The organism is Dyella silvatica (assembly GCF_026283955.1).
GTDB classification, from domain to species: domain Bacteria; phylum Pseudomonadota; class Gammaproteobacteria; order Xanthomonadales; family Rhodanobacteraceae; genus Dyella_C; species Dyella_C silvatica.
This window is the reverse complement of the sequence record NZ_JAPDPE010000136.1, coordinates 1-13,627: the sequence shown is the minus strand read 5'-3', so window position 1 is coordinate 13,627 and position 13,627 is coordinate 1. Positions and strand designations below refer to the sequence as shown.

Sequence of the window (13,627 nt, the reverse complement as noted above, 5' to 3'; positions counted from 1 at the left end):
TTCGATGCTGAATGCGACAGCGCGACCGGGCTTGATGCCGTTGATGTGACTGACAATGCCTTCGATGTCGTTGGCGTAGTAGTTGCGGCCATGCACGATCAGCATTTCCTTCAGGCGGCCGCAAACGAATAGCTCGCCGGCGTCGATGAAACCGATGTCGCCGCTGTTGTACCAGCCGTCAAGCATGGCTGCCGCCGTGGCCTCTTCATTGCGGAAGTAGCCGCTGAACAGGTAATTGCCGCGAATATGCAGTTCGCCGACCTCGATATCGCCGGTGGCCGGCGGTGGCTTGTCAGGTGAATCATTGCTCGCCGTCGCCAGCGGAACGACCTTGACTTCAAGACCATCGAGGATCGGCCCGCATGACACGAACGTTTGCCCATTGCGATATATCGGCTCCACCATTCGCACGCGCGAGTAGCGTTCAAGCAGGTATCTATCCACGGTGACCGTCCGTGGCACCGCGTCAAGCGTGGATTGCGAAACAGCGAAAACAGCCTCCGCCATGCCATAGCAGGTTTGCAGTTGTTCAGGCCGTAACCCGTGATCGAGCATGGCGCTGAGAAAGCTCTGCATGGTTTGCGGCCGGCACACTTCGGAGCAATTGATGATTGCGCGGACATGCCGAAGATCGAAGTTTTGCTCCTCGGGCAGCGTGCGGACGACATGCTGCAAGGCAAAATTCGGCATCCACGCAAACGTCGCGCGATAGGTTTCCAGGGTCTGCAGCAGTTTCGACGGTTGCGCTACCCAGTCGAATGCATCGAGCGAGATGATCGTGGCGCCGGCATGCAGCGGCAGCAGGAAGCAGGCGATCAGGCCCATGTCGTGATACAGCGGAAGCCAGGAGGCAACAATGTCCTCGGCGCGAAAATCGATGGTTCGTGAGTACGTCGTCATGTGCTGGGCGAGCTGCCCGTGCGTGAGCATGACGCCTTTGCGCATGCCGGTGGTGCCTGAACTGAATTGCAGCAGGGCGGTATCGTGCGGATTGCCGTCGACCGGGTCGAGCTGGGGCACGGCATGGTCCAGGCCAATCGCTGGATCATCCAGGTCGAGCACGACGCAAGACTGGTTTCCTAGCGCGTCGCGCACTGCTGGAACATTGTCGCCATAGGTCAACAACAGCCGCGGCTCGACCTGGGCGAACATGGTTCGGTACTCGTGCCAATAGATATCCAGGTCTTGCTTGGGCGTAGGGAAGGGGATGATGGATGGAATCGCGCCCAGCCACATCGCGCCCATGAAACAAAAATAGATTTCATGGCGATGCTTGAGCGCGACAAAGACGATATCGCCCTTGCGCACCGAGTGACGGCGTAACAAGGCTGCCCAGCGCAAAGTCTCGTCGAAGGCGTCGCCATAGGAAAACTGCCTGGCGAGGCCGTTCTCATACGAAACCAGGAATGGCTTGAACCGATGTGCACTCTTATGTTTTTTCAACGTATCGAGCAGGAACATGAGCCTTCCATTAGTCAGGGGTCTGAATCGCGCTTCCAGCGTTTACATTGCGAATGTCCGGCAGTCAGTCTTTGAACAGCACGGCGACATCTTGAATACCGATCGCTGCCTCGGTGATTTCCGCGACACGTAGCTGGGTACCCCACCGCTTGCGCACGTCGTCGTGGGACTGAAAGGTGTTCTTGTAGTAACCCGCGCCAATCACCGTATCGAGATCGGCGCAGGCCAATGCATCGTCAAATCCCTGGGTTGTAAAATTCTTCACGGTATCGGAGGTCAGATAGCGGGTTGAAAACCCTAGTGCGGTGCGGCCGTGAAAGGTCAGGATGGCGCAGCCGCCGGGACGCAGCACGCGACGGATCTCGCTTAGCCACTGCTCCTGGGCATCGTGGGTCAGGTGGGTCATGACCGACAGCGCGTAGATCAGGTCGAAGTGATTCGATGGCAGCGTGGTCGGTGGATACAACGGGACCTGGACAAAGCTGTTGGCGGCAATATTTTCGCGCGCCCAGGCGAGGTTGTCCTCATCGATATCGGCACCCCATAGCTCGGTGAATTTCTCCTGTTGCAGAAAAACCCGCGCCAGCCGGCCCCAACCGCAGCCCCAGTCCAGCACGCGCAGACCATCCAGCGATCTGAGGTGCCGCCGCGCAATCTCCGAGATCGCCTTGTAATGGGTCAATGCCCTTATCGGGCTGGCCTCAGGAAAGTCGCCGAGCTGCACCCGGCTGCGCCGCGCGTGACCGGGCAGGCGCTGCCACAGTCGTAGATCCTTGGGCACGTAAAGTACTTCCGTGCGATCTTTGCGGGTGTCGTCCGTAGGCTTGAAGACAAAGCGATACGCCGAGCCTTCGTGGCTGGTCTGCGCAAGATCGATATCGATTCGCCACATGCTCCATGTGGTATTGGGCCAGAACCAGAAGTAATCGGATGGCTCGGCATCCTGTATCGGCCGATGCAGTTCAAACGCCACGCCATCGTCGCCGCTTACCTCATAGGCAAACGGGTTGCCGTCAGGGGGCAGGTACATGCCCTTGAGGGTGAGATAGTTGTCGCGAAATGAAAAGGCATCCGCGCCAAGCCCGAGCAATGGCTTGTAAAGCATGGCGGCCGCGTCGGTGCGCGATAGTCCGGCGAACCGCGGCGATGCGGTTCGCGCCAGCACCATCGAGGCATCCAGGGGCTGCTGCGATAGCGACTCTCTTACTTCTATCTTCACGCTCTCGTCGGACGCGGCCGGCGGCAAGCTGAAATAAAAAGCATTGTGGCCCGAGCCGATGCCATGTTCGAGCAGGTCGGTACGTGGAAATCCCGCTCGTACACAACCATGCCATACATCATTGACGTACAGCTCCACGTCGAACACGTGCTCCGGGTCGGACGGATCGATAACCCATCCCGCGACGTTGTCGTTATCGTACGAATCGACTCGGCCGATGAATTCGCGATCCACCTTGGGCAGTTTCTTGGCTTCCATCATGCTGGCTCGGCGTGGTGTGAAGGGGGCGCGGCCTCGTAAGCCTTGAGTACCGTGGTCAATGTGCCTTCCATGACGATTTCCCCACCTCGCAATAGCACCGCGCGATTGCAGTACTTGCTCAAGGTAGTGGGGTCGTGCGATGCAAGCGCGAGAATGCTCGCGGTATCCATCAGGTTTTCCAGCCGCTTGCTGGTCTTGGCGCTAAACGCTCGGTCGCCTACGCCAATCATTTCATCGAGTAGCAGAATGTCCGGAGCACGAGCCGTGGATATGGCAAAAGCCAGGCGCAACATCATGCCGCTCGAATAGGTCCGCACCGGTAAGTGCAGGTAGTCGCCGAGCTCCGAGAACTCGGCGATCTCCGGAATACGTTGTTTGATCTCCGCCGGCGACATGCCGGCGAACGCGCCGCGCAAGAAAATGTTTTCCTCGCCGGTCAGCTCGAAGTCCATGCCGAGCGTGATGTCCAGCAGCGATGACACACTGCCGCTGATATCGGCGGTGCCGTCGGATGGCTCGTAAGAGCCGGCAAAGACGCGTAGCAGGGTCGATTTGCCCGCGCCGTTGCCGCCAAGAATCGCCAGCCGGTCCCCGGCGAACAACGATAGCGTGACATTGCGCAAGGCGTTGACGGTGACCAGATCTCCTTTGGGTTGAATACGCCCGCCGACTCGACGTAGCAGATCATGGCGAAGCGAGCGCGTGCGTGCGTTGTAGATAGGAAAATCGACCGTCGCGCTGCGAAGCTGGATAGAAGGCATAAACGACGTTCCCCGGTTAAAGCCAGTAAACAACGCGCCCGCGATACCGTACAAAGAAAGGCAGGGAGACCATGAGCAAGACACCGATGATGATTCCCGCTGCTACATATGTACCCAGGTCAGGCGCATTGCCGCGGATGGGTTCGGCAATCAGCTGCAGGAAGATCGCAAAGGGGTTCAAATGGACGAAGTACCAGGCGACAGGCCCCATTTGTTGGGGCGCCCACATCACCGGCGTGGCAAAAAAGAACACCTGCAAGGCCGATTGAACGATCTGCGGAAAATCGCGAAAGCGCGTACTCAGCAGGCTACAGATCAAGACAATCAAAAAGCCCGCGATCAGCAACAGAGCAAGGCCTGGAATGACCAGCAGCATGGCCGGGCTGGCCTTGAAGCCGAAGATCAGGAACACCAGGGGTATGACCACCGCGTTATGCGCGAAGATGGTCAGGTTACGCACCAGCACCCGCATGATGTAGATGGTTTTGGGCAGCGCATCCTGGCGTAGATAAGCGCTGGCCTCGACAAATACCGCGGTGCTGTCATTGGCCATGCCCGCCATCAGCAGCCAGACGATGTAGTTCACCGCCAGGTAGGGGAGATATTTTTGCGGTGGAATCTTGAACAGCACGGCGTAGAGGACGCCGATCCCGGCAATGAAAACGCCGGTACTGATGGATATCCAGAACTGCCCCAAACGGGACCGGCGGTAGCGCTGGCGGATGTCCTTCATGCCGAATGGCAGCCAGATATGCCAAGCAGCTACCCCCTGTATTAGATCCTTCTTAGCGGACTGCCAACTCCTGGAAGTCAGGCGATGAGCCATGGAAATGAGTCCCCGTTAGAAATTTTTCTGAGGTCATTCTTTTATTTGGCGTACTTGATGCAATCCTATTGCTACCGGGCATCACGTCAATAAAGCGTGGAAATGCTGTGTTGGTCTGATCGACGTTTAACGACGGCGGCGGTAAATTTTCAGACTCGAATCGTATTGATGCCTTATAGCTGCACCTTACAATAGCTCGGGCGATGCAGGAAGCGGAATAGAGCAAACTCATTTGACGATTTAGCATTAAATGATCGATGAGGCTGCGCTGAAGTGCTGCGAGAATGTTTTGTGAAGGTTATTGCGATAAGTTATGTGGGTTATTGCGTTTAGCTTAGATGTTTCGCTTAGATCGATCTATTTTGATAACCATTTCACATAGGCTTGCACTAACGTATGCTCGATTCGCGCGTAGTTAGTGATAAAAGCAAAACAATCATTTGATCAATAGTTTCGATAAGTCGTATAAGTGCAGTCATTCATGGTTGGCACGATTATTGATAAACGCTATTGAATCGTATTGCCATTGAGTGAGCCATGCATCGATACCTGCGTTGCCAGGGACGTCGCCAGGGACTCGTCGATAAATACATCGGTAACTATTTAGTCGTGGCAAGGCGGCTTAAGGGAACGAGCGAGACCGGCTGGTGGGCTACGCCACAAGAGCCAACCCAAGGAGCTTCACGAAAAATCCAATCGTGCAGTGGGACATTGAACGATAAATGGGGGATGGGGCATGGACAGTCTGCTTCACAGAATTACCCGTCTTGCTTCGAATGTGTTCTCTGGCAGGCATGTTAAGCATCAGAATCATGTGCCCGTCGACGTGCTCGCTGCCAGTATCGACATCGAATACTTTCGACTTCAGCTTGCTTCAGCCGGGCTGGATTCCAGCGCCAACGACCTTGTCGCTCTATACAGATATAACGCCGCCTCGCGCAGGTTGAGTCCGAACCCCTGGTTTGACGAGGATTTCTACCGATCTAATCATCCCGATGTCGCGGCTGCGGTCGACGCTGGCGATTTTCTCTCGGGATTCGATCATTTTGTCCATTGCGGTATTCGCGAGGGGCGTTGCCCCAATCTGGCTTTCAGTCAGCAAATGGTCGGCCAAGTCGTGGCGGAGGCGATCGGCAATCCCGCTCAGTTCGACCAGGATTTCTATCTGCTTCATTACGAAATCGCCCGTCAGTTCGTGAAGTCGATGCCCATGCTTACTCCCAGGGAGTTCTTCAACCTGTATGGCCGACGCATGGGGCACGTGCCGCACCCGCCCGAACGGGTCGAGTCGGGCACGCTGGCTGCGGCAGATAAGCCTTTGTGGCTTCATGGCGCCAATCAAGAGCTTATATTCGCGGAGTTTGACGCCGACTTTTATCAGCGGAGTTATCGGCAAGAGCTGGGCGATATGTCGCCGCATGCCCACTACCTGCACATCGGCAGGAAGGCGGGAAATTCACCGAATCCAGCGTTCGACGAAATGTTTTATCGAACCTTTTATACGGATATCGGGCGTGCCGTGGCGTGTGGAAAGCTATCGTCGGGCTTTGAGCACTTTGTATTGGCCGGGCGCAAGGAGGGGCGTCTCCCCACCTTCGACCTGACCCGCTGTCTGGAACAGGTATTGCCTGGGTTGACCCAGCCGGTGGCGCTCACCCATTTCCTCGACCTGGAACGCCGCTTAAGGCCGCATCGTCATCGACTGGTGGAAGGGCAGCCGCGCAGGGTGTGGTTCCTGGTGCCGCGGCTGAACCCCGATCTTTTCTTTGGCGGTTACTCGACCCTGGTGCATTTGGCGGAGGCGTTCCTGGCTCGCGGCATGCCTATCGGCTTTTTCTTTTTCGAGGACATCGTCGAGTCGTTCAACTTCTTTTGCTATCGAAGCCCGCATTCAGAACTGGCCAGGCGTCGCAAGGAGATCGCGCTTTTTTCTGCGTTCAGCGAGGCCCCGTTCCTGCTGGGTCCAGACGATGTATTGATCGCGTACTCGGCCTGGCAGGCGCTGGTCGCGGGGGTTTACGCGGAGAGTTTGCGCAGTAAGAAATTCGTCTTTCTAGTACAGGAGCACGAAGCCGTATTCCACGGCCACGACAGCGCGCACTTCCTGGTCGCCATGGCCTACAAGAAGCCGCATGTCGCCTTGTTCAATTCGGCCTGCCTGGAAAAATTCTTCAGACAGCAGAGAATCGGCGTATTCGAGCATGACAAGCGAGCGACGAACTTCATCACGTTCGAACACGTACTGACCAAGGTATCGCCGCCGTCGCAGGCACAATTGCAGAAGCGCAAGACCCGACGGCTGGTGGTTTATGCCAGGCCCGAGACGCATGCGCAGCGCAACCTGACCGAGATCTGCCTGATCGCACTGCGCGCCGCGGTCGCCAAGAACATCTTTGGGCAAAACTTCGAGTTCATCGGCATTGGCGCACTATCCGGGCCACATCATATCGACCTTGGCTGGGGGCATACGCTGAAAATATGCACCAAGGTCGACCCAGGCGCCTATATCGAGTTCTTGCAGGAGGCGGATATCGGCTTGAGCCTGATGTATGCGCCGCATCCCAGCCTGATTCCCTACGAGCTGGCCAATGCCGGCGCCATCGTGGTGACCAATACCTTCTCCAACCGCGATAAGCGGGATATCCAGAGCTGGTCGCCGCGGCTGGTTCCGGTGGATCTAAGCATCGAGGACATCGTGGCAGGGCTGCAGCTTGCGGTCAGCAAGATGGGCGACCTTGATTTGAGAACCAATCCGGCACACACCATCAAGTCGCCGGCATCGTGGCAGCAGGTATTCGACGACGATTTTATCGATGACATGTTTGGACACCTCTATGGCGGGGCGGTTGATCAGGCTGCGGTTGATCAAGCGGTAAGCGCTACCGTCAAAGAGCTTCACGCCTGAACAGGTCAATGCCCGCTTGAGTTAGTTTTTTACGCGTATCACCAGCTTGCGCCGCGAACGTGCATGTCCAATAACTCTATCCTCGACGGGAGCAAAACCATGGGTCTGCACACCTCCAAGATTTGCGGCTTGATGGCTATATCCATATTGGTCGCAGGCTGCAATCACGACGATGCGGCTGACTCCATTCACACGGCGGATGCCAAGAGCCCAGGCGTGGCCGCGGCAAGCGTGCCGGCTCCCCTGATGTTGCCCTGGGATAGCTCGACGGTCACCGCCTTTAACGGCGACCCCGGCACGATCCCACTGGCGGGCAAGTGCTCCTTGGAGGGGATTAACGGTGTCGCGCCCACGGCGCCACTGCCGGCGGCGCGCGCCGGCTTGATGCCCACCGGAGCGGTGGCGCAAAGCGGCAGTGACGCGGTCTTCAACGGCTGGATGGGCGACGCCGACGGGCAGGTGCCGGCGAACGCGTTATTCGTGCTGCAGGGGCCGACAGCGAACTATGCGGTCAAGGTGGCCGGCGGCGGTGCACGGCCGGATGTGGCCAAGGTGCTCGGCAGCGATGGGCTGGCCACCTCGGGCTACGTGCTTAAAACCAAGCTGCTAGGCGTGGTGCCCGGCGACTATCGTCTGTGGCTGGTTTACGGCACCACCGAGTCGATCAGCGCCTGCAAGGTCTATTCGACCTTGAGAATCACGGCTGATTCGGCAGGCTGAGTCGGCGATGGCGTGAGCGTGATGGCGCGTGATGGCGTCATCGCCAACGCCTTAGCCCGGCATCACGGCGATGTCAGCTGCCGTGATGCCGGTGGCGACATCAGTCGCGTTGCGTGCCAGAGAGCACGTCCACCCATACAGCCAGCACCAGAATCGTGCCCTTGACGATGAGCTGCCAATAGCTGTCGACGTCCATCATCGACATGCCGTTGTCCAGGCTGGCCATCACCAGTGCACCGATCAGCGCGCCATGCACGGTGCCCGAGCCGCCGCGCATCGAGGCGCCGCCGATGAAGCACGCGGCGATGGCATCCAGCTCGCCGTTGGTGCCCGCCGAGGGCGAGCCGGCGGCCAGGCGGGCGGTATTGATCAAGCCGGCGAAGGCGCACATCAGGCCCATCAAGCCAAACACCACTAGCTTGACGCGGGTGACATTGACGCCAGAGAGCCGGGTCGCCTCCAGGTTGCCGCCGACGGCGTAAATATGCCGCCCGATCACCGTCTGCGAGCCGATGTAGGTAAACACCGCAAGCAGGCCGATAAGCAGGATGACCGGCAACGGCACGCCGCCGTAGTGGTTTAGCGTGACCAGGAAGCCGGCGATCACCGCGGCAATCGCTACCACCTTCAAGGCGTCCAGCCAGGCGGGCAAGACCTGAATCGCCAGTTGCTTGCGCTGCCGCCGCCGCACCACCGTCAACACTGCCACGGCGATGACAATAAGCACGCCCAGCGTGGTCGATAAGGTGGCGGAGACATAACCCTGGCCGAGATAGACCAGTTGATCGGGCACCGAGTCGATCGTCTTGCTGTGGGTGATGCCTTGCAGGGTGCCGCGGAAGGCCAGCATACCGCCCAGGCCGACGATGAACGACGGTATCCGCAAGCGGGTCACCAGCAGTCCGTTGAACAGCCCTATCGCCACACCCAGCGCCATCACGGTGGCAATCGCCGGCCAGGTTGGCCAGCCCAGGTTGACCGTCAGCACCGCCGCGACACCGCCGAGCAGGCCGAGCAGGGAGCCCACCGACAAATCGATTTCGCCCGAGATAATCACAAACACCATGCCGCAGGCGAGCATGCCGGTGATCGCCATCTGCCGCAGCAGGTTGGACAAGTTGCGCGGCGTCAAGAACGAGCCATCGGTGAACTTGTTGAAGAAGATCCAGATCACCGCGACCGCCAGCAGCAGCGCGAGAATCTTGTAGCGGACGAAGAGTTGCTGGATGTACTGGGTTTGCATGCGTTGTCCTGGTCAATCCGCCTAAGCCAAGCGGAGTGGCTGATCGTTCGGCGCCTAGGCGGCCTGGCTGGAGTCGATGGCGGCGGCCAGCACGCGCTCCTGGGTAAGCCCTTCATTGACGAAGTCGCCACGTAACTGGCCTTCGCCGATGACCAGCACCCGGTCACTGACGCCAAGCACTTCATTGAGATCCGAGGAGACCATGATGATGGCGACGCCTTGCGCGGCGAGCTCGAAAATAAGTTCGTAGATATCCACCTTGGCCCCGACGTCGACGCCGCGGGTGGGCTCGTCCAGGATCAATACCTTGGGCCGTGCCAGCAGCATTTTGGTAAAGACGGCCTTTTGCTGATTACCGCCGGAGAGGCTGGCGATGGGCAGCGCCGGGCTGGCGGTCTTTACCCGCAGCCGGGCGATCTGCGTCTGAATGATCTGGCCTTCGCGATGCTTGTCGATCTTGCCCAGGTGGGCGTAATGCTGAAGCGTAGCGAGGGTGATGTTGTCGCCCACCCCCAGCAGGGGCACGATGCCGTGGCGCTTGCGATCTTCCGGCACCATGCATAGCCCCGCGCGTATCGCGTCTTGCGGCGAGCGGATTTTCAGCGGCTTGCCGTCGAGGTAAAGCTCACCGGCATGTCGGCCGGCATAGGCGCCAAAGATGGCCGAGACCAGCTCGGTACGCCCGGCACCGACCAGGCCGGCAATACCGAGGATCTCGCCATGGCGGATCTTGAACGAGACATTGTCGACGCGTTTGCGATCCGGGTTGGCGGTGTCATGGCAGGTGACATGGCGCGCCTCGAAGATCACCCCGCCGATATCGTGCGGCACGCGCGGAAACAGGCTTTCGATTTTTCGCCCGACCATCAGCGCGATGATGCTATTGGTATTGAGCGTGGACATCGTTTGGGTCGCGATGTGGCGGCCGTCGCGGATCACCGTGACGGTATCGCAGACGCGGGCGACTTCTTCAAGCTTGTGCGAGATGTAGATGCATGCCACGCCGCGTTGCTTGAGTTCCTCGACGATGCCCAGCAGCACCTCGATTTCGTTGCTGGTCAGCGATGACGTCGGCTCATCCAGGATCAACAAGCGCGCGCGTTTGGCCAGCGCCTTGGCGATCTCAAAGAGTTGCTGATAGCCGCCGCCGTAGTTCATCACCGGCATGGCGACGTTGACATCGGTCAGCTTGAGTTCGCGTAGAAGTTCATCGGCGCGGCGGTACATCGCATCGAAATCCATGCGTCCGCCGGGGCGGGTGATTTCGTTGCCGAGAAAAATATTCTCTGCCACCGAGAGCTTGGGAATCAGCATCAATTCCTGATGAATGATGACGATGCCGGCCTTTTCGCTGTCGCGTACCGATTGCGCACGTAAAGGCTGGCCTTCCCAGAGAATCTCGCCCTGCCAGGTGCCGTGGGGATAAACCCCGGACAGCACCTTCATCAGGGTGGATTTGCCGGCGCCGTTCTCGCCGCACAAGCCGAGGCATTCGCCAGGCCGCACGCTGAGGTCGATGCCGTCCAGCGCCCGGACGCCGCCAAAAGATTTTACGATGCCGCGCATTTCGAACAAGGGCGCGCCCATGGATGGCGCGCTTTGCCGCTCGTTACTCATCTTATTTGCCGTAGAGCTGAGCGTGGGTATAGAAACCGTCCTGGATCACCGTATCCACGTTCTGCTTGGTCAGCAGGGTTGGCGTGAGCAGTACCGTATCGACGTCTTTCTTGCCGTTGTTCAATTTGCTGGTGTACTTCGGCGGGGTACCCTTGACCAGGTCGATCGACAGTTGCGCAGCCTCGGTCGCCAGCAGTTTGATGGGCTTGTAGACCGTCATCGCCTGGGTACCGGCGATAACCCGCTTGACACCGGCCAGATCGGCGTCCTGGCCGGATACCGGCACCTTGCCGGTCAGTTTCTGTGCGGCTAGCGCCTGGATGGCACCACCGGCAATGCCATCGTTGGAGGCGACGATGCCCTGGATATTGTTGTTATTGGCGGTGAGCGCGTCCTCGACGATGCGCAAGGCTTTGGAGGCGTCCCATTCCGGGGTCCATTGCTGGCCGACGATTTTCACATCGCCTTTGTCGATGGCCGGTTTCAAGATCTTCAGCTGGCCTTCGCGAAGTATCTTGGCGTTGTTGTCGGTGGAGGCGCCGCCGAGCAGGAAATAATTGCCCTTGGGCGCGACATTGAGCACACCTTGTGCCTGCATCTCGCCGACCTTTTCATTGTCGAACGAGATATACGCATCGACGTCGGCGCCCAGGATCAGGCGGTCATACGACAACACCTTGATGCCGTTGCGGTGCGCCTCGGCAATGATGTTGGTCATCACCTTGGAGTTGAAGGGGACAATCACCAAGACATCGACGCCGCGTGAAATCAGATTCTCGATCTGCGCGATCTGCCGCTCTTCGCTGGCGTCGGCCGATTGCACATAAACCTTGGCGCCGAGCTTTTCGGCCGCCGCGACAAAGTAGTCGCGGTCGCGCGACCAGCGCTCGACGCGCAAATCGTCGATCGAAAAACCGACGACGGGCTTGTCTTTGCTGGCATGCGCCAGCGGTGCGATGGCCGTGGCGGTGAACATGGCTGCAGCGAGCAGCAAGCAACGCGTGACGTATGGTTTCATTTTCCTCTCCCTAATCTAACCGCGGAATTGGCCGGGCAGCGTTGGCTACCGATGACGAGGCCGAATATACGGGTTTCAGCTGCCGATAAAGCTGTCGGAACAATGGTTGACGCGTTTCACGGTAATACATGTGATGTGATGGCCGTGGCTCGCGTACGGCCAACAGCGGCGGGCGCGGACAGACTTGCTCCAGCGTGGCGCCGGGCTCGACCGCCAGATGAGCCAGCCGCGCGGCACCCAGCGCGGGGCCGACCTCGCCGCCGGCACGCAGGGTCAGGGGGCGGCCAAGCATATCGGCCAGCATCTGGGTCCAATAGGCGCTGCGCGAGCCGCCGCCGATCACTTCGATATCGGCGCCGGTCAGGCCGCTGCGCTCTACCGCATCCACCCCGTCGAGCAAGCCCAGGCCGACCCCTTCCAGCGTGGCATGGGCCAGCTCGGCGCGGGTGGTATCTGCGCGCAAGCCGCTGAATGCACCGCGCGCATGAACATCGTTATGAGGGGTGCGTTCGCCGCTTAAATAAGGAAGAAAGCACGGCCCATCCGGCTGGATGCCGCTGCGTTCGGCATCGGCAAGCAGGGCGGCGACGTCGGCTTGGCCGGTAAGCCTGGCGGTGAAATCGAGGCAGCTTGCCGCGTTAAGCATCACCGACATCACATGCCAGGTAGCGGGCAGGGCGTGGCAGAAACTGTGTACCGCCTGTTCCGGGCATGCGCGAAAGCCATCGGAGACGGCAAAGTACACTCCGGATGTGCCCAGCGAAAGCATCGCCTGACCGTGTTTGACGATGCCGACGCCAATCGCCCCGGCTGCATTGTCGCCGCCACCGGCGGCTACCGGTACGCGCTCCATGCCCCAGCGCGCGGCCAGTTCCGGCAACAGAAAGCCGGTGATCGCATTGCCTTCGTAGACCTTTGGCATCTGCGTCGGCAGCAGGCCGGTGGCCTCGAGCATGCTGCTGCTCCAGGCGCGTTTGCCGACATCCAGCCAAAGCGTGCCGGCGGCGTCGGAGACATCGGTGGCGTATTCGCCGGTGAGCTTTAAGCGCAGATAGTCCTTGGGCAGCAAGACCTTGTCGATGCGTTCGAACAGGGCCGGTTGATGTCGCCGAACCCAGGCCAGCTTCGGCGCAGTAAAGCCGGGCATGGCGAGGTTGCCGGTAATTTGTCGAAAGCCCGGGGTGTGCTCCAGCTCGATGCATTCCCTGTCGCTGCGGCCATCGTTCCACAACATGGCCGGACGCAGCACTTCAGCGTGTCGATCGAGCAGGGTAGCGCCGTGCATTTGGCCGCTAAGCCCAATAGCGCGGATTCGCCTTGCCGAGATACCGGCTTGCCCGGCGCTGCTCAGCAAGGCTTCGATCGCCGACTCCGCCGCGGCCCACCAATCGGCCGGATCTTGTTCGGACCAACGCGGCTGCGGATGCGCGATGGACAAGGCCTGCGTAGCCACGGTTTGCACGGTGCCGGCAGCATCCATCAAGACGGCCTTCACGCTGGAGGTACCTAGATCAATACCAAGGAACATTGCCGAGCTCAACCGTAAATGTAGCGGTTGACCAGGTTTTCCAGCCATTCCTGCTGGCCCGAGACATG

At 59.3% G+C, this 13,627-nt stretch carries 10 protein-coding genes; 2 read left to right on the top strand and 8 right to left on the bottom strand.

What is annotated here, in order from left to right; translation table 11 throughout:
* From OUZ52_RS19940 to OUZ52_RS19925, 4 genes are all read right to left on the bottom strand, one after another.
* Nucleotides 1-1,461 (bottom strand): AMP-binding protein (locus tag OUZ52_RS19940; RefSeq protein WP_266160305.1); only part of this gene is annotated, 1,461 nt, incomplete at its 3' end.
* Between the two features lie 64 nt (nt 1,462-1,525).
* Nucleotides 1,526-2,941 carry a class I SAM-dependent methyltransferase gene (locus OUZ52_RS19935; RefSeq protein ID WP_266160304.1) on the bottom strand — a complete coding sequence of 472 codons (1,416 nt, stop codon included), beginning with the start codon at nt 2,939-2,941 and terminating at the stop codon, nt 1,526-1,528.
* Nucleotides 2,938-3,702 carry an ABC transporter ATP-binding protein gene (locus OUZ52_RS19930; RefSeq protein ID WP_266160303.1) on the bottom strand — a complete coding sequence of 255 codons (765 nt, stop codon included), beginning with the start codon at nt 3,700-3,702 and terminating at the stop codon, nt 2,938-2,940. Before OUZ52_RS19930 ends, OUZ52_RS19935 begins: the two co-directional genes overlap by 4 nt.
* 16 nt (nt 3,703-3,718) lie before the next feature.
* On the bottom strand, nt 3,719-4,435 hold the full coding sequence (locus OUZ52_RS19925) for an ABC transporter permease (protein ID WP_266160302.1): 717 nt from the start codon (nt 4,433-4,435) through the stop codon (nt 3,719-3,721).
* Nucleotides 4,436-5,264: 829 nt separating this feature from the next.
* Here OUZ52_RS19925 and OUZ52_RS19920 point away from each other — a divergent pair.
* Both OUZ52_RS19920 and OUZ52_RS19915 read left to right on the top strand, forming a co-directional pair.
* The gene (locus OUZ52_RS19920) at nt 5,265-7,433 is read left to right on the top strand and encodes a rhamnosyltransferase WsaF family glycosyltransferase (RefSeq protein ID WP_266160301.1); all 2,169 of its coding nucleotides are present in this window, start codon (nt 5,265-5,267) and stop codon (nt 7,431-7,433) included.
* Nucleotides 7,434-7,532: 99 nt separating this feature from the next.
* On the top strand, nt 7,533-8,153 hold the full coding sequence (locus OUZ52_RS19915) for a hypothetical protein (protein ID WP_266160300.1): 621 nt from the start codon (nt 7,533-7,535) through the stop codon (nt 8,151-8,153).
* Nucleotides 8,154-8,253: 100 nt separating this feature from the next.
* Here the strand turns inward: OUZ52_RS19915 and OUZ52_RS19910 are convergent, their stop codons facing one another.
* The 4 genes from OUZ52_RS19910 to xylB are packed head-to-tail and all read right to left on the bottom strand — an operon-like array spanning nt 8,254 to nt 13,559.
* Nucleotides 8,254-9,396: a sugar ABC transporter permease gene (locus tag OUZ52_RS19910; protein ID WP_266160299.1), complete on the bottom strand. Its 1,143-nt coding sequence runs from the start codon at nt 9,394-9,396 to the stop codon at nt 8,254-8,256.
* Between the two features lie 54 nt (nt 9,397-9,450).
* Nucleotides 9,451-11,013 carry a D-xylose ABC transporter ATP-binding protein gene (gene xylG / locus OUZ52_RS19905; RefSeq protein ID WP_266160298.1) on the bottom strand — a complete coding sequence of 521 codons (1,563 nt, stop codon included), beginning with the start codon at nt 11,011-11,013 and terminating at the stop codon, nt 9,451-9,453.
* 1 nt (nt 11,014) lies between these two features.
* A complete protein-coding gene (gene xylF / locus OUZ52_RS19900) occupies nt 11,015-12,031 on the bottom strand; it encodes a D-xylose ABC transporter substrate-binding protein (protein WP_266160297.1) in 1,017 nt (338 codons plus the stop codon).
* 10 nt (nt 12,032-12,041) lie between these two features.
* Nucleotides 12,042-13,559, bottom strand: a complete 1,518-nt coding sequence (gene xylB, locus OUZ52_RS19895; protein WP_266160296.1) for a xylulokinase — start codon at nt 13,557-13,559, stop codon at nt 12,042-12,044.
* Nucleotides 13,560-13,627 lie beyond the last annotated feature (68 nt).

Bases quoted from the DNA above. Each gene is read 5' to 3' on its own strand.
- OUZ52_RS19935 (WP_266160304.1), bottom strand. From the start codon at position 2,941: ATGATGGAAGCCAAGAAACTGCCCAAGGTGGATCGCGAATTCATCGGC.
- OUZ52_RS19915 (WP_266160300.1), top strand. From the start codon at position 7,533: ATGGGTCTGCACACCTCCAAGATTTGCGGCTTGATGGCTATATCCATA.
- OUZ52_RS19910 (WP_266160299.1), bottom strand. From the start codon at position 9,396: ATGCAAACCCAGTACATCCAGCAACTCTTCGTCCGCTACAAGATTCTC.
- xylF (WP_266160297.1), bottom strand. From the start codon at position 12,031: ATGAAACCATACGTCACGCGTTGCTTGCTGCTCGCTGCAGCCATGTTC.
- OUZ52_RS19930 (WP_266160303.1), bottom strand. From the start codon at position 3,702: ATGCCTTCTATCCAGCTTCGCAGCGCGACGGTCGATTTTCCTATCTAC.
- OUZ52_RS19925 (WP_266160302.1), bottom strand. From the start codon at position 4,435: ATGAAGGACATCCGCCAGCGCTACCGCCGGTCCCGTTTGGGGCAGTTC.
- OUZ52_RS19920 (WP_266160301.1), top strand. From the start codon at position 5,265: ATGGACAGTCTGCTTCACAGAATTACCCGTCTTGCTTCGAATGTGTTC.
- xylB (WP_266160296.1), bottom strand. From the start codon at position 13,559: ATGTTCCTTGGTATTGATCTAGGTACCTCCAGCGTGAAGGCCGTCTTG.
- xylG (WP_266160298.1), bottom strand. From the start codon at position 11,013: ATGAGTAACGAGCGGCAAAGCGCGCCATCCATGGGCGCGCCCTTGTTC.